The organism is Streptococcus sp. 27098_8_148 (genome assembly GCF_041432105.1).
GTDB lineage: Bacteria > Bacillota > Bacilli > Lactobacillales > Streptococcaceae > Streptococcus > Streptococcus parasanguinis_AE.
Genome location: NZ_JAPVYY010000003.1, coordinates 134,127 through 156,151 on the forward strand (window position 1 = coordinate 134,127; position 22,025 = coordinate 156,151).

At 42.2% G+C, this 22,025-nt stretch carries 18 protein-coding genes, 1 tRNA gene and 1 other RNA gene; 3 read left to right on the forward strand and 17 right to left on the reverse strand.

The window, feature by feature from the left end; genetic code table 11:
• Positions 1-3: 3 nt before the first annotated feature.
• Complete coding sequence (locus O3646_RS03675; protein WP_118228293.1) at positions 4-1,278, reverse strand: DUF2130 domain-containing protein; 1,275 nt, start codon at positions 1,276-1,278, stop codon at positions 4-6.
• Positions 1,279-1,646: 368 nt separating this feature from the next.
• Positions 1,647-3,932: a DNA helicase PcrA gene (gene pcrA, locus O3646_RS03680; RefSeq protein WP_118228294.1), complete on the reverse strand. Its 2,286-nt coding sequence runs from the start codon at positions 3,930-3,932 to the stop codon at positions 1,647-1,649.
• Between the two features lie 151 nt (positions 3,933-4,083).
• Between pcrA and O3646_RS03685 the strand changes: the two genes are divergently transcribed.
• Positions 4,084-5,274 carry a cation diffusion facilitator family transporter gene (locus O3646_RS03685; RefSeq protein ID WP_134974174.1) on the forward strand — a complete coding sequence of 397 codons (1,191 nt, stop codon included), beginning with the start codon at positions 4,084-4,086 and terminating at the stop codon, positions 5,272-5,274.
• A gap of 181 nt (positions 5,275-5,455) precedes the next feature.
• Here the strand turns inward: O3646_RS03685 and O3646_RS03690 are convergent, their stop codons facing one another.
• The 14 genes from O3646_RS03690 to dnaG form a co-directional block, all read right to left on the reverse strand.
• Entirely contained in the window at positions 5,456-6,283 is an 828-nt protein-coding gene (locus O3646_RS03690; RefSeq protein WP_014713119.1) for an amino acid ABC transporter substrate-binding protein, read from the reverse strand.
• Positions 6,284-6,292: 9 nt separating this feature from the next.
• Positions 6,293-6,922: an amino acid ABC transporter ATP-binding protein gene (locus O3646_RS03695; RefSeq protein WP_003014104.1), complete on the reverse strand. Its 630-nt coding sequence runs from the start codon at positions 6,920-6,922 to the stop codon at positions 6,293-6,295.
• A gap of 12 nt (positions 6,923-6,934) precedes the next feature.
• Positions 6,935-7,576 carry an amino acid ABC transporter permease gene (locus tag O3646_RS03700; protein ID WP_134974175.1) on the reverse strand — a complete coding sequence of 214 codons (642 nt, stop codon included), beginning with the start codon at positions 7,574-7,576 and terminating at the stop codon, positions 6,935-6,937.
• Between the two features lie 101 nt (positions 7,577-7,677).
• Positions 7,678-8,238 carry a signal peptidase I gene (lepB, locus tag O3646_RS03705; RefSeq protein ID WP_003006560.1) on the reverse strand — a complete coding sequence of 187 codons (561 nt, stop codon included), beginning with the start codon at positions 8,236-8,238 and terminating at the stop codon, positions 7,678-7,680.
• A 165-nt stretch (positions 8,239-8,403) separates the two neighbouring features.
• Positions 8,404-9,909, reverse strand: coding sequence for a pyruvate kinase (gene pyk, locus O3646_RS03710; protein WP_070589328.1), 1,506 nt, complete (start codon positions 9,907-9,909; stop codon positions 8,404-8,406).
• 69 nt (positions 9,910-9,978) lie between these two features.
• On the reverse strand, positions 9,979-10,992 hold the full coding sequence (pfkA, locus tag O3646_RS03715) for a 6-phosphofructokinase (protein ID WP_118397106.1): 1,014 nt from the start codon (positions 10,990-10,992) through the stop codon (positions 9,979-9,981).
• Between the two features lie 84 nt (positions 10,993-11,076).
• The gene (locus tag O3646_RS03720; protein WP_368397611.1) at positions 11,077-14,178 is read right to left on the reverse strand and encodes a DNA polymerase III subunit alpha; all 3,102 of its coding nucleotides are present in this window, start codon (positions 14,176-14,178) and stop codon (positions 11,077-11,079) included.
• A gap of 84 nt (positions 14,179-14,262) precedes the next feature.
• Positions 14,263-14,350 (reverse strand) — tRNA-Ser (locus tag O3646_RS03725).
• 10 nt (positions 14,351-14,360) lie between these two features.
• Positions 14,361-14,709, reverse strand: a transfer-messenger RNA (tmRNA) gene (ssrA, locus tag O3646_RS03730).
• A 103-nt stretch (positions 14,710-14,812) separates the two neighbouring features.
• Positions 14,813-15,607 (reverse strand): hypothetical protein, encoded by a 795-nt coding sequence (locus O3646_RS03735; protein ID WP_134974176.1) that lies wholly within the window; start codon positions 15,605-15,607, stop codon positions 14,813-14,815.
• A gap of 9 nt (positions 15,608-15,616) precedes the next feature.
• Entirely contained in the window at positions 15,617-16,324 is a 708-nt protein-coding gene (locus O3646_RS03740) for an ABC transporter ATP-binding protein (protein WP_045759273.1), read from the reverse strand.
• A 171-nt stretch (positions 16,325-16,495) separates the two neighbouring features.
• A complete protein-coding gene (locus tag O3646_RS03745) occupies positions 16,496-16,825 on the reverse strand; it encodes a metal-sulfur cluster assembly factor (RefSeq protein WP_004220168.1) in 330 nt (109 codons plus the stop codon).
• A gap of 171 nt (positions 16,826-16,996) precedes the next feature.
• Entirely contained in the window at positions 16,997-18,106 is a 1,110-nt protein-coding gene (gene rpoD / locus O3646_RS03750) for an RNA polymerase sigma factor RpoD (RefSeq protein WP_003003251.1), read from the reverse strand.
• A gap of 2 nt (positions 18,107-18,108) precedes the next feature.
• Positions 18,109-19,887 (reverse strand): DNA primase, encoded by a 1,779-nt coding sequence (gene dnaG / locus O3646_RS03755; protein ID WP_070589397.1) that lies wholly within the window; start codon positions 19,885-19,887, stop codon positions 18,109-18,111.
• Positions 19,888-20,103: 216 nt separating this feature from the next.
• Between dnaG and mscL the strand changes: the two genes are divergently transcribed.
• On the forward strand, positions 20,104-20,484 hold the full coding sequence (gene mscL / locus O3646_RS03760; RefSeq protein ID WP_070589400.1) for a large conductance mechanosensitive channel protein MscL: 381 nt from the start codon (positions 20,104-20,106) through the stop codon (positions 20,482-20,484).
• A gap of 99 nt (positions 20,485-20,583) precedes the next feature.
• Here mscL and rpsU read toward each other — a convergent pair whose 3' ends face one another.
• Positions 20,584-20,760, reverse strand: a complete 177-nt coding sequence (gene rpsU / locus O3646_RS03765) for a 30S ribosomal protein S21 (RefSeq protein WP_000048054.1) — start codon at positions 20,758-20,760, stop codon at positions 20,584-20,586.
• A gap of 179 nt (positions 20,761-20,939) precedes the next feature.
• Here rpsU and O3646_RS03770 point away from each other — a divergent pair, with 179 nt between their 5' ends.
• Positions 20,940-21,908, forward strand: coding sequence for an NAD(P)/FAD-dependent oxidoreductase (locus O3646_RS03770; RefSeq protein ID WP_118228336.1), 969 nt, complete (start codon positions 20,940-20,942; stop codon positions 21,906-21,908).
• Positions 21,909-22,025 lie beyond the last annotated feature (117 nt).

Below are 22,025 nucleotides of genomic sequence, written 5' to 3' on the forward strand. Positions count from 1 at the left end.
CTCCTAGTCTTCCTTCAAAGCATCAAACTTAGCCTTCATGGTTGGATTCTTCCGAGTCAATTTTTTAACGGAAACATCATCCAATTTGTTGTTGGCGAGCCGAAGTTGATTTTCTGATGTGGTCAAGAATTTCTTGACTTCTTCCATCCGCTTGATGGCTTTGTCGATTTCATCGATAGCCTTGCCAAAGTTGACAGAAGCCGAATTGTAGTTCTTAGCAAAGGCTACTTTAAAGGCATCTAGGTCTTCTTCAAAGTGGGTAATATCAATATTTTGTTCACGAACAAGCGCCAATTCTTGCTTGTATTTAAGGGAATTGAGGGCCGCATTGCGCAGGAGCCCAATGATCTGGATAAAGAACTGAGGACGGACCACATACATCTTCTCATACTCATGACTGACATCGACAATCCCTGTGTTGAAGTAGTCGTTATCTGCCTCAAGCATGGTCACCAAAACGGCATATTCACAGTTCTTTTCTCGACGATCCTTGTCCAATTCCTTGTAGAAATCCGCATTCTTATGCTTCTTCTCTGTCCCGTCAGCTTCATTTTTCATCTCGAACATAATGGAGATAATCTCCACCCCATTTTCATCGCACTCGCGGAAAATAAAGTCGCCTTTAGACCCACGTGCAGAGACCTTGTTGTCCTTTTCAAAGTAAGCATTTGGGAAGGCAAAACTGCGAACCTTGTTGAATTCACTTTCCGCATACTGTTCCAGACTTTCACCGATGGCCTTGGTTGACTGTTGGGCCTTAAAATTCTTGTAGAACTCGACCTGTTCATTGGCTGCCTTAAGCTGGGCTTCGTAGTTTTGCTTGACAGAAGCTAGGGACAGTTCATTTTCCTTCTCTTGAAGGAGCAATTGGTTTTGTACCTGATCCCTTTCTTTCTCTAGATCAGACAGTGTTTTTTGCAACTGATTTTCATGTTCCAAGCGCAAGGTGGCCAATTGATTTTCCAGCGCTTGCACTTCTTTTTCTTTCTCTAGCAAGCTTTGGCTAGCGGTTTGCTCCACCTCTTTTTTAGCCAATTCTTTTTCAGTATCAAACTGTTGAATCTGGTTTTGTAACTGGGCAATTTCTTGATCCTTCTTGGCTAACTTCTCTTGTTGCTCATTAAGGGCCTTTTGCTCAGCCAAAGCCAACTCTTGCCGAATTCGCTCATGAATTTCCTTGTCAAACTCTGCTGTCCGTACCTGTGACAAGAGTTCGCTGTATTGACTTTCATTGACTGTAAAGACTTCCCCACAGTTGGGACACTTGATTTCGTTCATAGTATGCCTCTTTCTCTATTCTTAGTATATTATATCATGCCACCAGTAAAATCAAAACCAACAAACGAAGCTTGCTGGTTTTAAGTAAATATTCATTCTTTTATAGAGACTTTCCTTAGGTGAGGACGGACGGTAGCGACTCCCTTTGGGATTCCATACCTTAGATTTGAGCCTTACGTCTCAAATCTACCGAGCACCAGAAACTAATGCGTTTCTGATGCTTTCCTCACGGCGAAAAGTCTCAATCTATTTTGCACTAGTTCCAAAATATTTTTTTCAATAGTCTCATTCAGTAATAACTTTAGATTTCTGAAAAGATGTTGCTTATTTATAATCTGAAACAGTGGACTTAGCTTACTGGCTTTAGTTTATTTCTTCTCAATCGGCGCGACACTGGCCAAGAGTTTTTTGAGACCCACTTCTGGGAAGTTGATCTTGAGTTCTTGGGTACTACCACTACCAGATACTTCAAGCACGGTTCCTTCGCCCCACTTCTTGTGAACGGCAATGTCGCCAATGGCCCATGCGACGCTTTCTTTGGCGCTAGAACGGTTGCTATTGCCAAAGGGGAGGCTTGATGACGTGAGAGCACTTGGGGCTGCTTGTCTCTTGCGCTCTTGAAGGGCTTGTGACAGGCTCATGCCTTTTCCAAAGGTCGTTCCGCCTCCATTGCTATAAGAAGCCTTAAAGCTGGTATTAACTGGACGGGCTAATCCTTGGTAGGTCAATAAATCCGAGCTAATTTCATTGATGAAACGCGTCGGGCGGTTGTAGCTGGTCCGTCCAAAGAGCAAACGTGAGTTAGCATTGGTCAAGAAGAGAACTTTCTCTGCCCGCGTGATCCCCACATATGCCAGGCGACGTTCTTCCTCCAACTCATCTGGATCCTCTGCTGCACGACTAAGAGGAAAGACATTTTCTTCCATTCCAATCAAGAAGACAACTGGAAACTCCAATCCCTTAGCCGCGTGAAGGGTCATCAAGGTGACTTCTGAAGTTTCTTGGGCCCCATCATCTGTATCGGCAATCAAAGCCAAATCGTTCAAGAAGCGACTCAAGGTTTCCACACCTGATTCGTCTTCGACGGTCTCTCCATTTTCATCAAAATTCTTGGTAACAGACAGGAACTCTTGGATATTCTCGATGCGGGCCTGACTTTCTAGATTCCCTTGATTGGTTAGGGCCGTCATATAGCCCGTCTTGTCAAGGACTTCTTCGACCAGCTCTGTAATGGTCAGCTGGTCCAATCTTTCTCTCAAATCAAGAATGAGATTGGCAAAGTCCCAGATGGCTTGAGCGGCCTTTCCTTTGATGCCAGAGAGCATGATATTGGCTGAAGCATCCAGGAGTGAAGACTCTTGCAGTTGGGCAAAATCACGAATCTTATCCACTGTACCTGGCCCGATTCCCCGCTTGGGTTCATTGATAATACGCTCAAAACTGATATTGTCACTGAGGTTGGCAATCAAGTTCAGATAAGCAATGACATCCCGAATTTCCTTCCGGCTGTAGAACTTGGTGCCCCCTACCATGGTGTAGGGAATGTTAGACTTGAGTAGCGCTTCTTCAATGGTCCGTGACTGGGCATTGGTCCGATAGAGAACCGCAAAATCACGGTGTTTGTAGCCAGCTTCGCGACTCAGCTCTTCAATCGTTTTAGCAACAAAGACTGCTTCATCCTGCTCGTCATTAGCCCGGTAATAGACAATCTCTTCCCCGTCTTCATTTTGTGTCCAGAGATTCTTCGGACGGCGGTGGCGATTGTTTTTGATGACATCATTGGCTGCTTGCAAGATCGTCTTGGTCGAGCGATAATTCTCTTCTAGGAGGACGACCTTAGCTTCCTTATAATCCTTCTCAAAGTCCAGGATATTCTGCATATCTGCTCCCCGCCAGCCATAAATAGACTGGTCCGCATCCCCAACGACACATATATTTTTAAAGCGTGAAGCCAAGAGTTTGACCAACTGGTATTGGGCATGGTTGGTATCTTGATACTCGTCTACGTGGATGTATTGGAACTTCTGCTGGTAATAGGTCAGCACATCTGGATGCTGATCAAAAAGACGCAAGGTCAGCATGATCAAATCATCAAAGTCCACTGCTTCTGACTGACGGAGTTCCTTTTGGTAAGCCTCATAGCACTTGGCGACGATCTGGGTGTACATATCGCCAGCCTGGGCGGCGTAGGCCACTTCATCGATCAGGTCATTTTTGGCATTGGAAATAGTCCCCAAGATGGTCCGTTCATTCCATTTTTTAGGATCCAAGTTCAAGGACTTTAAAATCCGCTTCATCAAGGTCCGCTGCTCACCTGGATCGACAATGGTGAAGTTGCGGTTGTAGCCAATATGATCCGCATCTCGACGGAGAATACGCACACACATGGAGTGGAAGGTGGCAATCAAGCAATCTTGGGTCGCTGGATTCAACTGATAAGCCCGCTCCTTCATCTCCCGAGCGGCTTTATTGGTAAAGGTAATGGCCAAAATATTCCAAGGATTGACCATTTTTTCATCGATCAAGTAAGCAATGCGGTGGGTCAAGACACGTGTCTTACCAGAACCAGCCCCCGCCATGATCAAGAGGGGACCTTCTGTCGTTTGGACCGCCTCTGCTTGGCGATCATTCATACCATTCAATAAAGGATTCATCTCATACTCCTCATTCATTCAATCGTTCTATTATACCACAAAAACCGGCCTAGCTTCTTTTAAAAAAGGACTCATTTGAATTTCCCTTCCAAAAACGATATAATAGTAGCTTAAAGAAAACAGGATTTCATCCGAGGTCTAGGAGGATATTTTGGATAAACCATACAGTAACTTAAAACTGGCCGAACGTGGCGCTATCATTAGTATTCTAGCCTATTTATTGCTCTCTTCAGTAAAATTGGCTACCGGCCATCTACTTCATTCATCCAGTTTGGTAGCCGATGGATTTAACAACTTATCTGATATCATCAGCAATGCTGCCCTGCTCATCGGGATTCGTCTTGCTCGCCAACCTGCTGACCGCGATCACAAATTTGGTCACTGGAAAATTGAGGATCTAGCAAGCCTAGTCACCTCCATCATTATGTTTTATGTTGGTTTTGATGTCTTACGCGATACCCTCCAAAAGATCTTCAGCAATGAAACAGTTAGCATTGATCCACTCGGTGCTGGTGTCGGAGTGGTTTCAGCCCTTGTCATGCTAGGCGTTTATTTCTACAATCTTCGCTTAGCCAAACGGGCCAAATCAAAAGCCTTAAAAGCAGCCGCAAAAGACAATCTTTCAGACGTCGTCACATCTCTTGGAACGTCGATCGCGATCGCTGCTAGTGCTTTTAACTATCCAATTGTCGATAAAATCGTAGCCATCATCATCACCTTCTTTATCCTCAAAACAGCCTACGATATTTTTATGGAATCTTCCTTTAGTCTTTCAGACGGCTTTGATGATAGCCTCCTCGAAGATTACGAAAAAGCTATTTTAAAACTACCTAAGATTGCGCGTGTGAAATCTCAACGCGGACGGACCTACGGAAGCAATATCTATCTGGACGTTGTCTTGGAAATGAATCCCGATCTTTCAGTCTATGAAAGCCATGCGATCACAGAAGAAGTTGAGGATCTCCTGAAAGATGAGTTTGGAGTCTTTGACATTGACGTCCATGTGGAACCTAGCTCAATTCCTGAGGATGAGCTGATCGAAAACGTTGAAAAGAAACTCTTGACCTACGAAAAAATCCTCTATGCTAAGCAAGAATTTGATACACTGCTAGCGGATAATTATACCTTGATTGACGATACCGGTCACGAACACCACAAGGCGGAATTAATGGAGGCACTCGCAAGCGACCAAGTTCAATTCCAAAACTTTGAACTGGAGTCCATCAGCCAAAAGACCAAACTTATCCGTTATGAACTAGACGGTCAAATCCATACCAGTCTCTGGCGTCGCCATGAAACGTGGCAAAAGATTTTCCATCAAATTACTAATAAAACCGACTAAAAGAGGCTGGGACAAAAGTCCTAGCCTCTCAATTGTTTTTGGATTGTCGAGCAAGACGCAGTGGTTGAGTGGGCTCTACTACGCTGATTTCATCAGCTTTTACAGCCCTACTCAACTGTGCGGAGGTGGGACGACGAAATCGAATTCTAACGAATTACCGATTTCTGTCCCACTCTCTTTTTTACTTGATGTCGTCTGTTGCTACATCCGTTCCGAACCACTTCTTAGAAATCTTTTGGAATTGGCCCTTTTGATAGAGTTTTACGAAGGCTTCATCAATTTTTTTCTTCAAAGTTTTATCCGCCTTGCGCACTCCTACCGCAAAGGATTCTGTCTCAAACCCGACAGGAAAGACATTGTAGTCTTTTAAAATTCCTTCCGTCTGCAGATAATAGTTGGCATAGACACGGTCGATTAAGAGGCCATCGATCCGATCATTCTGAAGATCGATCAGCGCCTCGTTGAAACTCTGGTATTGGGTAGCCTTTTGATTTTTAACCTTATTTTTTAAGATTTTAGGATTGGCTTCAAAATCCATATAGCCAGACGATCCGGTCTGGGCACCTAATCGTTTCTCTTTCATCCCATCGACTGATTGGATCCCAGAGGCTTTCTTAGTGACCAAGACTTGTTCATTTTTCATATAGGGCTTGGTAAAAGCAACACTTTCCCGACGTTCATCTGTTGCAGAATAGCCATTCCAGATGGCATCAATGGTCCCATTTTTCAGTTCCGTCTCTTTCATATCCCAATCAATGGGTTGCCAGTTGACATGAATCCCATAAGATTCAAAGACTTGATTGGCCAAATCAATATCAAAACCAGCGTAGCTCCCATCTTTTTGTTCAAAGCCCATGGGAACGAAAGTATTATCAAAACCAATCGTGATGGACTGCTCTTTTTGGTATTTTTGCCAGTTGTCCACTTTAGGATCACTCACTGTCTGTCCACAGGCAGTCAGAAGAACGAGACTAAGGACACCTAGCAACCATGGTATTACTCGTTTCATCCTCTCCTCCTATTTAGGCTCAACCTTGAGAAGAACATCCGCAATTGCTTCTGCAAATGGAATATCATGGGTAACAACGATCTGAGTCATCCCCAGTTCACGGTTTTGCAAGATTAGCTTCTCAACTTCTAATCGCAATTCTGGATCCAAGGCCGAAGTCGGCTCATCATAGCCAATAATTTCTGGATCGATCATCATAGCACGAGCCAATGCCACCCGTTGCTTCTGACCACCAGATAGAGAGAAGGGATAAGCATCCGCATGTTGTTCGAGTCCCAAACGCTCCAGTAAGCTCATGGCTTTTTTACTCGCTTCTTCCTTAGTCACATTCATGGTCTTAACAGGAGACAAGATAAGGTTTTCCATGACCGATAAATGTGGAAATAATTGAAAATCTTGAAAGACAAAACCGAGAAGATTTCGTTTTTCTAAGGCATCCAGAGGCAAGTTTTCACCATTGTAGATGATCTGACCAGAATCAATGGTTTCAAGACCAGCTAACATGCGAAGCAAGGTGGTCTTTCCTCCTCCAGAAGGTCCAACAATGGCGACGATTTGTTTTTCAGGAACGAGAAGATTGAAATCTGATAAGATCTGCTTATCCCCAAACCGTTTCGAAATTTGTTTTAATTCTAACATATGCTTCTCCTCCTATTTATAATATGAAAAGTTCTTTTCAACTCGCTTGGCAATGATGGTCACGATCCCAATGAGGATTAAATAAATAGCTCCCGCTAAAAACATGGGTGCTAGACTGGCATCACGATTGGCTGCCGTCCGACTAGCCAGGATCAAATCACTAATTCCCAGAGCATAGACCAAGGAGGTATCTTTAATCAAGGACATGACTTCATTGAAGACACTTGGAAGAACGATCTTCACCACCTGAGGCAAAATGATATAGCGAATTGTTTGCCATGAACTCAATTTTAAGACCTTGGCCGCCTCATACTGACCTGTCGGAATGGCGACAATTCCTCCACGGAAGATTTCTGCAAAATAGGCTGCATAATTGAGAGTGAAGGCTATGATAGCTGCAGGCAACCGATCAATTCGAATCCCAATACTTGGAAGGACGTAATAAATAAAGATCAACTGAAGCAAAAGAGGGGTTCCTCGCATGATCCAGATATAAATTGTTAGGAGTCCATGCAGGATCTTTGAGCGCAATTGAAGCAAAAAGGAAACAACGATTCCTAGTGGAATCGATAAAATCAATACGAAAGCAAACACTTGCAAGGTGAGGCTTGCTCCCTTTAACAAACTTGGTAAAATTTCCAAAGCATACTGCATAGCATTCTCCTCCTAAAAAATTATTTAATGAACATCTTACCACAAAAATGGAAAAAAAAACTAGTTCATATTGATATTTATAAAAAAAAATAGCCTTTCGGCTATTCTTCTACTTTTATAAATCCAAATTTATTGAGGGGATAGAGACGCAGATTCACGACTCCTTCGATCTGATTTTTATGGATATAACCAAACTCACGGCTATCTTCTGTATCTCCACGGTTATCATTTAAGACTAGATAAGTATCGGATGGTACACGACCAGCCTTGGTCCCTTTTAACTCTGATAAGAAGAAATCATCCGTATAATACCCATTACTCGTTGGAGCCGCCAAGTGTTTATTCAGCATTTTATTTAGGTAAGGTTCTGGTGTTGCCTGTCCATTCAAATAGAGGACATCATCTACGTAGCTGACTTCGTCGTTTTCTTTGGCAATAACACGTCCAAGGTATTCTTTTCCACCGACCTTGTATAAGACCAAATCACTGCGATCTACCTGAGCATTTCTAGTCGCTACCACAAGATCTCCAGTTTTCACAGAAGCATTGGCCATCTTATCATTGATACTAAATGGATGAAATACAAAGATTCGAAGCAAAATCAGTGCCAAAACCAGTACACCAACAATGATGACATTTCTAATTAAATCTCTCCTTGGCATGTATGTCTCCCTTCCTTTTTATTTATTATACCATGTTTTTGATCTTTAAAAAAGAGAAAGTAAGCATTAGTGAGAATTCTTGTCAACACACTAAACAATAAAAAGAAAAACCTCGCGGTCAATCCTTTCAGATCAACCAGCAAGGCTTTCAGATATAATTGTCTATTAACGTACTGTACGGATACGCATTGTGTTTGTACGAACTGCTTCACCAAGTGGTACACCTGCAACGATAACGATATCATCACCAGATTGTACAAGACCAGCTTCAACTGCTTTGCGTTCAGCAATTTCAAACATGTCATCAGTTGATGATGGAGCTTCTGTCAACATTGGGATAACACCCCAGTTCAACATCAATCCACGTTCTGTCAATTCGTCAAATGTCAATGCCAAGATATCAGCATTTGGACGGTATTTAGAAATCAAACGTGCAGTGTGACCAGTCTTAGTAAGAGTTACAACCAATTTGATATCCATTGAGTTTGTAGCATCTTTAACAGCTGAAGCCATAACTTCTGTCTTAGAGTTACGTTCAAATGAATCTGAGTTCAAACGTCCGTATTCTTTAAGAAGAGTTTGAGCGTTCTTGTCGATTGTAGCCATTGTTGTAACTGACTCAAGTGGGTATTTACCATTTGCAGATTCACCTGAAAGCATTGTAGCATCAGTACCATCGATAACAGCGTTGAAAACGTCAGATACTTCAGAACGAGTTGCACGTGGTTTTTCAGTCATTGTTTCAAGCATGTTTGTTGCAGTGATAACAACTTTACCAGCAGCATTCACTTTAGTGATAATCATTTTTTGGTAAACTGGAACCATTTCAAATGGTACTTCGATACCCATGTCACCACGAGCAATCATAATACCGTCTGCAGCTTCAATGATTTCATCTAAATTATCGATACCTTGTTGGTTTTCGATCTTCGCAAACAATTGAACGTGACCGTTACCAGTTTCTTCACAAATTGCACGAACTTCATTTACGTCTTTTGCAGTACGTACGAATGAGATCGCGATGAAGTTGATACCTTGTTCCAAACCGAAGCGGATATCGTCGTTATCGCGTTCAGCAAGTGCTGGGAAAGGAATCTTAGTGTTAGGGATGTTGACACCTTTTTGTTTAGCGATGATACCATCATTTTCAACTTCAACGACAAATTCACGTTTTGCAGCGTCTTTTTCTACAACACGAAGACCCAATTTACCATCGTCAACCAATACTTGGTGTCCAACTTCAACGTCATCGAAGATGTCAAGTCCACCAGCAACGTTCAATGCGATAACATCACGAGTTGATTTGATGCCTTGTTTTGTAGCAACGCGGATACGTTCACCAGTTTTGTATGAATACTCTTTAGCTTCACCTTCAAACAATTCAGTACGGATTTCAGGACCTTTTGTATCAAGAAGGAAACCAACTTTTTTACCAGCGATTTCTTCTGCACGTTTAACAGTTGCCATACGTTCACCTTGTTCTTGGTGGTCACCGTGTGAGAAGTTGAAACGGAAAGTGTTAGCGCCAGCTTCGATCAATTTAGCAATGTTTTGTGCTGAAGCTTCAACGTCAAGGTTTTCAGCCCAGTATCCATCTTCACCAAATTTTTTACCACCACGGATTTCTACCGCAGGACCCAAAGTTGCAACGATTTTTACACGTTTGTTCATGATATATATGACTCCTTTTTAAATATATCTGTCTTTTTAAGACAAGGTTAACGAATTTATGAAATAAAATTAAATTGAAGACAAGCTACGGTTCAACTCGGCAAGACCAAGATCAGCTTTATGTGGATTGTTTACCACAATCTTACCATCTTCTGTCAAGCTAAAGAGGGCTCCTTCTTCTGCGTTACCAAGGATTGGATTTTCCACCATTTTTTCATTGCGGATACCAACGGCTACACCACCGATTCCTTGTTTCAACAATTTAACTGCGTGTGCTCCCATACGTGATGCAAGAACACGGTCACGCGCTGTAGGTGAACCACCACGTTGGATGTGGCCAAGCTCAGTCACACGAAGGTCACTTTCATCACCAGCTTCTTTCAACGCTTTACCAAATTCATCTGCAGACATCACGCCTTCAGCCAAGATGATGATGTTGTGGGTACGACCTTTTGCGTAACCTTCTTTGATGCTCTCAACAACTTCTTCGATCTTGAATCCTTCTTCAGGAATGATGATTTCATCTGCTCCAGATGCAATCCCTGCCCAAAGAGCGATATCTCCAGCATTACGTCCCATCACTTCAATTACGAAAGTACGGTGGTGACTAGATGAAGTATCACGGATCTTATCGATCGCGTCCATTGCAGTTGTGACTGCCGTATCAAAACCAATTGTAAAGTCAGTTCCGACGATATCGTTGTCGATCGTACCAGGAAGACCAACAGCTGGGAATCCAAGCTCAGTCAAGCGCATCGCACCATGGTAAGAACCATCTCCACCAATAACGACAACACCTTCGATCCCGTGTTTCTTCAATTGCTCGATCCCTTTTAATTGACCTTCGCGTTGTGCGAATTCAGGGTAACGAGCTGAATGAAGGAAGGTACCACCACGGGAAATAATATCTCCAACAGATGAGGCGTCAAGCGGCTGAATTTTACCAGCAACCATTCCCGCATATCCATCATAGATACCGAAAACTTCCATTCCTTCTGAAATTGCTTGACGAACAACTGCACGGATAGCAGCGTTCATGCCAGGGGCATCTCCACCACTAGTTAAAACAGCAATACGTTTCATTTCGTTGTTTGCTCCTTTTTTTCTTTTACATTCTACGTAATTATAACACAAAGAAGACTAAAATTCTCGTATTTTTCGCAGTTTTTACCGATAAATCGTTTTCATAACGAGATTCTTTAATTCATCTTCCAATTCTTTGTTTTTCTGGACTGTATAGCCCTTCAATTGAAGAGTTTTTTTCTCGTCTTCATAGCGTAATATCACAGGATATGGGCCCGGATATTTTTTCAAGATAGAAAGAATTGTTTTATCCTGACGATGATCGAGCAACTGGATCCAGAACTTTTCATTGGTTGCAAGTTGCACCTCTGCTAGAATCATCTGCAAGCGCCCATCACGCTCTTGTATCTTCCCTGTCAAGTAATAAAAGCCACCTTCTTTTATCAAAGAGGAAAATCGATTGTAGGTTTCAGGGAAAAGGGTCACATCCAATTTTTTCTTGGTATCACTGACTTGTAAGAAAGCCATGAGATCACCCGACTTGGTTCGAATCGTTCGAATGTTTTGTATCTCAATGAGAATGCGTGCCTGCTCTCCTTGAACTAATTGAGAAATTGGTTGGATCTCGTAGGGACTCATTTGCCCAATCGCAACCAATGGGTGAGTACTGAGCCCGACGCCAATAATGGCCTCTTCCTTCTCATATTTTTCAGCCTGGCTAAAGTCCTCCGTTTCTGTCCAGGAATAGTTAGAATCCGCAAACAAACTGCCTAGCTCATCAGCAAAGACAAACAAATTCGGCAAATTGTGAAGCACCTTGCGCCTATTTTTTTCAAAAATGTCAAACAATCCAAGCTCCACTAAAGGTGTTAACAAAGGCAATTTATGATACTGATTGGGTAGTCGTAAAATAAAATCTTCGACACTTTCAAAGGGACGATTGTCAATGATCCAATATGCTAAATCTCTTGGGAGTCCCTTGATATTTTTCATTCCCAAGTAGATTTTCCGATCCTGGAACTTATCTCTGTAAGGGATGGTGTTGATGGATAATGGCGCGACTTTAAAATCAAACTGGAGAGCATCTGTCAGATAATCGCTACTCGAATAATTGAGCATGACATCAAAGAAAACATCTGGATAATGGACCTTGAAATAGGCCATCTGAAAGGCCAAGGCAGAATAGGCATAGGCATGAGAACGGTTAAACCCATAGCCTGCGAATTTTTCCATGATCGCAAAGACCTCTTTGGCTTTTTCTTCCGTATGCCCAAGTTTAAGAGCACCTGCGACAAAATCGGCTTCCATCTTGTGCATTTCAGCCACATTTTTTTTGCCCATAGCCCGACGTAAGATATCGGCTTTCCCTAGGCTAAAACCTGCAAAACGCTGGGCAACCTGCATGACCTGCTCTTGGTAGAGCATGATCCCATATGTGGGCCGTAAGATTGCTTCAATAGCTGGATCTAAAATCTCAACTTTTTCCTGGCCGTGCTTTCTTTTGACGAAATTGTCAATGTAATCACTAGCGCCTGGACGATTGAGAGAGGTGGTCGCTACCACTTCTTCGAAATGATTGGGTCTCACTCGTCTCAAGAGGCGAATGGCTCCAGCCTGTTCAAATTGGAAAATCCCCTTGGTATCCCCAGCAGCAAACAAGGCCAAGGTTTCTGGATCTTCTAAATCAATGGCTTCAATCACGATCTCTTCTTGGTACTTTTCATAGACGGCTTCCTTCATTTTCTGAACAAAGGTTAAATTTCGCAGACCCAAAAAGTCCATCTTTAACAGACCATTGGCTTCAACCGCATGGGCATCATACTGGGTGACAAACATGTCTTCTCCATACTTGAGAGGAATGTGATCCGTCAAATCCTGGTCACTCATCACAACCCCAGCCGCGTGGATCGAGGTTTGTCTAGGTTGGCCTTCTATTCTTTTGGCAATTTCAAAGCCACGTTCAAATTCTGCTCGGCTATGAATCACTTGTCGAAAAGCTAGATTCTGTTCATAAGCTGTCGTCAGTGTATCCCTAAACCCAATCCGCTTGGTAATGGAGGTCAATTCATACTCTGGTACCCCAAAACGTTTGAAGACATCTCGAATGGCTTGTTTGGCCCCAAAGGTTGAAAAGGTCACGATTTGAGCTGCATGGTAACTCCCGTAACGGTCTCGCACATAGCGGATAAATTCTGGACGATAGATATCAGGAATATCAATATCAATATCCGGCATGGTGTAGCGCTCCACATTTAAAAAGCGCTCAAATAGGAGGTTCTTCTCCACAGGATCAATCCCTGTAATCCCTAGGGAATAGGCTACCAGTGAGCCTACAGCAGACCCACGTCCCATTCCCATATAATAGCCTTGACTCCGTCCGAAACGAAGAAGGTCCCAGACAATCAAGAAATAATCATCAAAGCCCATCTGGTGAATAATGTCTAATTCATGCTCCAGACGTTCTTGATAGACCGGACTGGTCAAGTTCTTTCGAAGGAGACCCGCTTGAGCTAATTCTCTCAGTTCCTCAACAGCTGGTTTCTGAGGATTGAAGCGAGGCAATTTCAACTGGGTGTCAATATCATATTGAATCCCTTGGACTAGTTTTTCCAGATTTGTGATGGCTTGAGGAAATCGCTCTGCAAAATCATTCTTTAAATCCTGAGGAGTTTTTAGGACTGTTGTCGGATCAATTGGTCCTGTTTCCGTCAAGCTTTGATTGTCCTTGATGGCTGCCAGCATCTGCATGGCTTCCACATCCCCAGCCTCAAAAAATCGAACGGTATGAAGAGGGAGCACAGGGTGGCTAAACTCTTGGACCGGCGTATCCGCAAAAACTCCGATGAAGTAATCTAGATCAAGAGGCAGGTCTCTGCTAGCAAAAGGAGCTGGGACAATGACTGCTAGTCCTTCTGTTAGGTGCTTCACATCCTCCCAATTGCTCTTCCCCATCATTTTAACAGTTGATATCTTCATCAGATTTTGGTAGCCCTTAGTAGACAAAGCCAGCATCCGAAACGGAATCATTTCATTATCTAGTTTTAGTTCAACCTCCAAACCAACTAAAGGGGTGATATTATGCGACTGACAGACTTCGATTAATTCATAAGCACCATACAAATTATCTACATCCATGATTCCCAATGCGTTATAACCCATGCTTTTAGCCACTTGTACATAGTCTTTTATGGTCACAAGACTTTCCATAAAGGTATAGACTGATTTGGTATCTAGCTGTGCAATCACTTTTCTCTCCTCCCTCACTAGTCTATTTCGAGGACTCATTTTTGAACAAAAAAACACCACTGCTACACAATGATGTCTCAACAACGGAAGACATGGGATTCGAACCCACGCACGCTTTTACACGCCTACCGCGTTTCCAACACGGCCTCTTAAGCCTCTTGAGTAATCTTCCATGAATAAAAATATGGAGCCGGTGGGAGTCGAACCCACGTCCAAACACCTGCCAGCATATTTGTCTACAACCATAGGTTATGTCTTCTTTTAACAGCTACACGACACATAACTCAAGCCCTGTACCTGCGAGTCTATCAATCTCTTATCTAACTCCTAGACAAAGCTAGATCGTATCTCGCTAAAATTAAGACCTGTCATCAAACACGAGCGATTCGAATCGGGTCACGCCTGCTGGTGTTTAGGCAGCTAAAGCGTAAGAATTATTATTTTTTGCAGTTATATTTAACTGGCGTTTTACATCCGCTAGATGAGTTGCAAAATATGCCTCATAATGCCTGTCGAATCCGTAACGACCCCAAAACGAATACAATTAGTATATCAAAATGTATCTAAAAATGCAAAAGAAAAAAATTGAACAAGAAGGCTTCCACTGGGGAGCTCCTTGTTCAATTAACTGTTCTTATTGAAGATTCAACTTATATTTGCTGATATAGTGAATGGTGAAGTACATAGAAACAATCTTAATGACTTCATAGATGAGACCTGGAATGAAGTTTGCTCCCAAATCATCAATATTTCCATAAACCAATGCATACCCGACAGCATATGAATCTCTAAATGGATTGACTGCTGTACCGATGATACTCAAAACAATGCACAAGAGAAAGAAAAACAGAATAGCCTTAAATCCACGACGATTTTGGAAGAGTTGGCCAAGTGCGATCGATACATAAAATAGGAAGATCCCTGAAGCTGTGGTAAAAATCCACCAAACAATAATCCAATAAGCAATAGAATGACTAAAAGCCTCAGCGATAATACTAAATACAGGAGAGAGGTCTTGTCCAATGACAGCACCCATCACAATAATTGTGATAAAACCACTAAAAAATAGAAGGAATAGGCAGTAAAGACTCGCTACTAAAGCTCCCACAAATTTAGACAAAATGATCGCATGCGGGCTAGCTGGAAGGGTCCAGGTCAAGTAACCTTCACGTCCGTATAAGTTGGAATAGAAACGACGGATAATAATATAGTAGTTACTAAGATAAAGACCAATGACTCCTCCAAAAATGAGAATCCCAAGAGTTCCCGTTATAATTTGCATACTATTGGTTTCCATATCCACAAAACCGTTTGTAGCACTTCCACCAATAACACCTGTAATCACTGACAAACCTAGTGCAATCAGGGTGATCAATAAATACCACTTAGCTGTCGATTTAAATTCATATTTTAATAATTTACCAAACATGGGGTCCTCCTAATAAACACGGAATTGATCACGGAAGATCTCATCGATTGATTTTCCGTGTTGATTGCGCATAACAGTCGTATTTTCATGCAAGAGGATTCTTCCTTGGTTGATGAAAATGGCCTCATCCAAAACTTGCTCAATATCCGCAATCAAGTGAGTAGAAATCAAGACAGAAGAGTTTGGACGTCTGTTTTGAATAATGGTCCTCAAAATATAATCACGCGCTGCTGGGTCAACCCCTCCGATTGGTTCATCAAGAACATACAAGTCCGCTTCACGACTCATCACCAAAATCAATTGCACTTTTTCCTTGTTCCCTTTTGAAAGGCTGTTCAATTTTTGATTTGGATGCAAATGCAAATCGTTGAGCAACTGGTAAGCTCGTTGGACATTAAAATCTGCATAAAAATCTTGGAAATAGCGAATAGCATCAACAATTTTCATATTTTCATTCAGATAAGTTGTATCCGGCAAATAGGAAACCACTTTTTTAGAAGCTGGGGATGGTAATTGCCCATGAATATAGATATTTCCAAGGCTTGGTTGCAACAAACCATTAATCAATTTAATGATGGTTGTTTTCCCGCTACCATTGGGACCCAAAAGGCCAATAATACGGCCAGGTTGGATGTTCAAACTAACATCCATGAGAGCAACTTCATGCCCATAATTCTTTGTCACATGGTCCAAGTAGACCAAAGGATACTGATTCATGTAAATCTCCTTTATTTTCTATTTATGCTATTATACCTTGTCCCCTTGATGATTGCAACTTTATCTGAAAATTTGCTAAGAATTTGTAAATGTTTGTTCAAAAAAACAAGGATAAACAAATCAGAGGTTAGGGAACCCCCAACCTCTGATTTGTTTTGATGCATAGAATGGTTAACTAATTCCAAGTGCGATCCGTGCATAACGGCTCATCTTTTCAACCGTCCAAGCAGGATACCAGACCAACTTCACATCCACCGATGTCACTTCTTCTACTTCTGCTAAAACATCATGAATCTGATCTGTCAGAAGGTCCGCTAATGGACACCCCATGGTCGTTAAGGTCATATCAATGATGGTTGCTCCAGTTTCACCGTCAAAATGGATCTCGTAGACAAGACCTAAATTGACAATGTCAATCCCAAGCTCAGGATCGATTACCTCTTCCAAAGCATTTAAGATTTTATTTTTAATTTCTTCAATTTGCTCAGTTGTATATGCCATATGACTTCCTTTTTCTGCTATTTACTCTCGATAGAATTTCTGGGCTCGGGTTAAAAAGATCCGCAGGATCTGGGTCGCTTCTTCATTTCTAGGCGACCGTTAAAAAGATCCCCCGGACCTGGGTCGCTTTTTGATTTCTTGGCGACCGTTAAAAAGGTCCCCCGGACCTTTTTAATCCTCTATAAAGTCACGCAGTGGTTTGCTTCTACTTGGGTGGCGGAGTTTGCGGAGGGCTTTGGCTTCGATCTGACGGATCCGTTCACGGGTCACATTGAAGACTTTCCCCACATCTTCCAAGGTCCGCATTTTTCCATCATCCAGACCAAAACGAAGACGCAAAACATTTTCTTCCCGGTCTGTCAGGGTATCGAGGACTTCATCCAATTGTTCACGTAGAACCACACGAGTGGTGTAGTCTACTGGATTTTCAATCACTTCGTCTTCGATGAAATCTCCCAAATGGCTATCGTCTTCTTCTCCGATTGGAGTTTCAAGAGAAACAGGCTCTTGAGCAATCTTCAAGATTTCACGCACCTTGTCTGGTGTCATATCCATACGTTCAGCGATTTGTTCAGGTGTTGGATCTTGTCCCAATTCTTGCAAGAGATTGCGTTGCTCACGAACCAACTTGTTAATGGTTTCCACCATGTGAACAGGAATCCGAATGGTACGCGCTTGGTCTGCAATGGCACGAGTGATGGCCTGACGGATCCACCAAGTAGCATAAGTAGAGAACTTGAACCCTTTGGTATAGTCAAACTTATCAACCGCCTTCATCAAGCCCATGTTTCCTTCTTGGATCAAATCCAAAAATTGCATCCCACGACCAACGTAACGTTTCGCAATGGATACAACCAAACGAAGGTTGGCTTCTGCTAGACGTTGCTTAGCTTCCAAGTCACCTTGTTCCACCAAGATAGCCAATTCTTGTTCTTCTTCATTGGTCAAAAGAGGAACAACCCCAATTTCTTTCAAGTACATACGTACCGGGTCATTGACCTTAGCAGAGTTGCTTCCAAGCAATTCCTCATCTGACAACTCTGGCTCTTCCTCATTGTTCAACACACGCGCACTTGGGTTGCCGTCTTTATCAGTGATCGAAATCCCTGCATCTTGAATGCGTTGCAAAAGATCTTCAATCCCATCTGCATCTAGCGTGAATGGAATAACCAATTGGTCATTAATTTCATCATCTGTTGCAGTTCCGCTTTTCTTGTGGCTGCGAATAAATTCTGCAATTTGAACGTCCAATGTTGTAATATCTTTTTGTTCTTTAGCCATTCTTACTCCATTCTTCTTTTTTGAGCGATTAAACGCTCGAGTTCCAATAAAGCCTTTTCCGCATCCCCTATTGAGGAAGCTTCCTTCACTTTATTTCCAATTTGTTGACTTTCTTTGCGAAGAAGCTCACGATTCCGTGTCGCTTCTACTTCTTCTAACTCACCATCTGCTATCTCATCTGGTAAATCTTCTTCTAACATGCGGTACCAGGCGTGCTGGACCCCTTCAGGCTGCTCGGATAGATCCTGAGAGGTGACTTCTCCATTTTGACAGAGCAATTGATACAAGATCTGTAACTCCGGCGTGTCGAAGGTAAAATCAGGTCGCAAACGGTAATCATTGAGGACCATTGGAAAATCCTTCATCCTACTTAATAAATGATTTTCCGCCTTGATCAAGCGCGTCATCCCACGATTCGGCAGGAGCTCCACTGAAAAATTCGACGTTTTTGATCGTCCACCTTCTTGCGCTTCTTGCCGTTGATGCAAGCGACTATTATTGACAATCTGCTCAATCTGCAAGTAATCAAAGTCCGGCAATAAATCGGCCAACTTATAAATATAGGTGTTTTGCGCTGTAATAGAACGCGTCTGGGCGATCATCGGTGCCAACTTTTCGACAAACTCAATTTGCGCCTGCAAGTTCTCAATATACTGGGGTTTCCAGTAGTGCATCAAGAATTCAACCTTACTGATCCGAGAATTCTTCAAGAGGGTAGCTAGATCTTCTGGGGACGTCTTTTTGAGGTACTCATCAGGGTCCATCTGATCTGGGATACGGACGATCTCCAACTCCAGATCCTGCAAGACATCCAAGGCCTTAGCTGTTGCTTCAAGCCCTGCCTTATCTCCATCATAGGTCAAGATGACCTTTTTAGTAAAATGAGACAGGTGCTGGACATGCTCTGGTGTCAAGGCTGTCCCCATAGAGGCGACCGCATTTTCTATCCCAGCTCTATAAGCTGCAATGACATCCATAAAGCCTTCCATGATATACATTTCATGTTTCTTTTTGGCGCTCGTCTTGGCTTGATCCAAATGATAGAGTTCATAACTTTTATTAAATAGACGGGTACTACGACTATTCTTGTACTTGGCTTGATGACTACCATCCTCCGTCATTTTCCACAGCCTACCAGAAAAGGCAATGACCCGTCCACTATCATCCGTCAAGGGAAACATGATCCGATCCTGAAAGGCATCAAAAACCGTTCCTGCATCTGAGACTGTAAACAAACCCGAATCGGTAATCACTTTCTCCGAGAATTTCTCAGAGAGATTTCGATAGAGATAATTTCCTTCTGTAGGTGCTAAGCCCAATTGAAAATGTCGGATCACCTCATCCGTCAGACCACGTTCATACAGATAGTGTCGCGCTTCTTCCCCCATCTTAGTCGTCATCAAAATCGCCTGATAAAACTTACTAGCTTCCTGATGAATCTCATAAAGTTCTTGGTTTGGATTGACAGACGCTGATTGGGCAGGTCTCGCCTGGTACTGAAGCGCAATGCCAGCCTTTTCCGCTACGATCTGGACCGCATCCATAAAGGCGACTCCACGGTAGTCCTCAATAAACTTAAAGACATCTCCAGAGCGACCACATCCGAAACAATGGTAAAACTGCTTGTCTTCAACGACATTAAAGGAGGGAGTCTTTTCACCATGAAAAGGACAGAGGCCTAAAAAGTTACGGCCAGCCTTGGTCAAAGAAACAACTTCTCCAATGACTTCAACAATGTTTACACTGTTTTTAATTTCTGCAATCAGCTCTTTATCAACCATAAACAGTGCCTCCATTTTACCATAGATTATCACTTTATATTTTATACTAAAAGTTAGTAAAAGTAAATTTTTTCCTACCGATTTCACACTCAAAAGAAAAGATTTTCACCCTTTATCACTAATTTTTAAAAAAATTGTGCATATTTCTTGTCAGTCTAACTATTTTCCGTTATACTATCATAGTAAAAAATTATTATGAAAGGACATATTTAGGATATGTTAAAAGATTTGAAAGATTTTCTCCTTCGTGGGAATATTGTTGACCTTGCTGTTGCAGTCGTTATCGGAGCTGCATTTGGAGCTATCGTAACATCATTTGTTAACGATATCATTACTCCACTTATTTTGAACCCAGCTTTGAAAGCTGCTCGTGTTCAAAATATTGCACAATTGTCATGGAACGGTGTTGCTTACGGTAGCTTCTTGAGCGCTGTGATCAACTTCCTTGTTGTTGGTACTGTTCTTTTCTTCGTAGTGAAAGCTGCAGAGAAAGCTCAAAACCTTGGTAAAAAAGAGGAAGCTGCTGAAGAAGAAGCTGCTGCTCCTACTCAAGAAGAGTTGCTTACTGAAATCCGCGACTTGCTTGCAAACAAATAAAGAGATAAAAAATCCGATCTTCTAGAAGAAGGTCGGATTTTTTTGTCTTCAATTTTCTAGAAAAACAAAAAACAGACCGAAGTCTGTTTCTGTATTCAATTAGAATTTTTTACGTTTACGAGCTGCTTCTGATTTACGTTTACGTTTTACAGAAGGTTTTTCATAGAATTCACGTTTGCGTGTTTCTTGAAGAGTACCAGCTTTAGTAACCGCACGTTTGAAACGACGAAGAGCATCGTCAAGAGATTCATTCTTACGTACTACTGTTTTTGACATATTTTTCACTCCCTTCAAGCCTAAAATCTTAATCATTTTATCACACTTTAAGGACGCTGTCAAGATCTTTTGAAACTTTTCTAGCCTTCCTAGCCTTCATGCTATTTCTTTTTTCCGACTTTTTCATTCTTTCTATTTTATGATACAATGGAAACATAGAAAACCCTGAAGGAGATACCATGTCAGAAATTTATGATATTACGATTGTTGGGGGCGGACCAGTTGGTCTGTTTGCTGCTTTTTATGGCAATATGCGCCAAGTTAAAGTCAAACTGATTGATTCCTTACCTCAACTTGGAGGGCAACCAGCCATTCTCTATCCAGAAAAAAATATCCTCGATGTACCCGGTTTTACCAATTTAACAGGTGAAGAATTAAGCGACCGCTTGATCGAGCAAGTCAAACGATTCGATACACCGATCTTCCTCAATGAAACTGTAGAGGATATTCAAAAAGAGGGTGACCTCTTCATTATCACTACTTCTCGCCAAGTGCATCAGTCTAAAGCAGTCATCATTGCCATGGGTGGCGGTGCCTTTAAACCACGTGCTCTTGATATCGAGGGGGCTGATACCTTTGATAACGTCCACTATCACGTATCAAACATCCAACAATATGAAGGACAACAGGTGACCGTCCTTGGTGGTGGGGACTCTGCTGTGGACTGGGCTCTTGCTTTTGACAAGATTGCTCCAACTACAATCGTTCACCGTCGGGACAACTTCCGTGCCCTAGAACACAGTGTAGAAGAACTCAAGCAATCTTCTGTCAGCATCAAAACACCATTTGTTCCTAGCCGCTTGATTGGAGAAAATGGTCATGCCACACACCTTGAAATCACAAAAGTCAAATCCGATGAAACAGAACTCATCCCGATTGATCACTTATTTGTCAACTATGGCTTTAAATCTTCAATCGGAAACTTAAAAGAATGGGGTGTAGAATTGCAACGCCATAAAATCAAGGTGAACCAAAAACAAGAAACCAGCCTTCCTGGAATTTATGCCTGTGGAGACTGCTGCTTCTACGAAGGAAAGATTGATCTCATCGCTACAGGTCTGGGGGAAGCTCCAACAGCCGTAAACAATGCCATCAACTACATCTATCCAGATAAAAAAGTCCAACCAACCCACTCAACAAGTTTATAATAAAAAAGGCCTTTGGCCTTTTTTAAATTGAAGTCAAACTATTTTAAGTTAATCGATTCTGCAAAGAAGTAAAAATGAGTTCCTATTTTTAGTTTGAATCAAGAAAATACAAAAACT

What these genes read in the sequence shown, in the direction of transcription:
- O3646_RS03675 (WP_118228293.1), bottom strand. Translation starts at nt 1,278, where the DNA reads ATGAACGAAATCAAGTGTCCCAACTGTGGGGAAGTCTTTACAGTCAAT.
- pcrA (WP_118228294.1), bottom strand. Translation starts at nt 3,932, where the DNA reads ATGAATCCTTTATTGAATGGTATGAATGATCGCCAAGCAGAGGCGGTC.
- O3646_RS03690 (WP_014713119.1), bottom strand. Translation starts at nt 6,283, where the DNA reads ATGAAACGAGTAATACCATGGTTGCTAGGTGTCCTTAGTCTCGTTCTT.
- O3646_RS03695 (WP_003014104.1), bottom strand. Translation starts at nt 6,922, where the DNA reads ATGTTAGAATTAAAACAAATTTCGAAACGGTTTGGGGATAAGCAGATC.
- O3646_RS03700 (WP_134974175.1), bottom strand. Translation starts at nt 7,576, where the DNA reads ATGCAGTATGCTTTGGAAATTTTACCAAGTTTGTTAAAGGGAGCAAGC.
- lepB (WP_003006560.1), bottom strand. Translation starts at nt 8,238, where the DNA reads ATGCCAAGGAGAGATTTAATTAGAAATGTCATCATTGTTGGTGTACTG.
- pyk (WP_070589328.1), bottom strand. Translation starts at nt 9,909, where the DNA reads ATGAACAAACGTGTAAAAATCGTTGCAACTTTGGGTCCTGCGGTAGAA.
- pfkA (WP_118397106.1), bottom strand. Translation starts at nt 10,992, where the DNA reads ATGAAACGTATTGCTGTTTTAACTAGTGGTGGAGATGCCCCTGGCATG.
- O3646_RS03735 (WP_134974176.1), bottom strand. Translation starts at nt 15,607, where the DNA reads ATGTTTGGTAAATTATTAAAATATGAATTTAAATCGACAGCTAAGTGG.
- O3646_RS03740 (WP_045759273.1), bottom strand. Translation starts at nt 16,324, where the DNA reads ATGAATCAGTATCCTTTGGTCTACTTGGACCATGTGACAAAGAATTAT.
- O3646_RS03745 (WP_004220168.1), bottom strand. Translation starts at nt 16,825, where the DNA reads ATGGCATATACAACTGAGCAAATTGAAGAAATTAAAAATAAAATCTTA.
- rpoD (WP_003003251.1), bottom strand. Translation starts at nt 18,106, where the DNA reads ATGGCTAAAGAACAAAAAGATATTACAACATTGGACGTTCAAATTGCA.
- dnaG (WP_070589397.1), bottom strand. Translation starts at nt 19,887, where the DNA reads ATGGTTGATAAAGAGCTGATTGCAGAAATTAAAAACAGTGTAAACATT.
- mscL (WP_070589400.1), top strand. Translation starts at nt 20,104, where the DNA reads ATGTTAAAAGATTTGAAAGATTTTCTCCTTCGTGGGAATATTGTTGAC.
- rpsU (WP_000048054.1), bottom strand. Translation starts at nt 20,760, where the DNA reads ATGTCAAAAACAGTAGTACGTAAGAATGAATCTCTTGACGATGCTCTT.
- O3646_RS03770 (WP_118228336.1), top strand. Translation starts at nt 20,940, where the DNA reads ATGTCAGAAATTTATGATATTACGATTGTTGGGGGCGGACCAGTTGGT.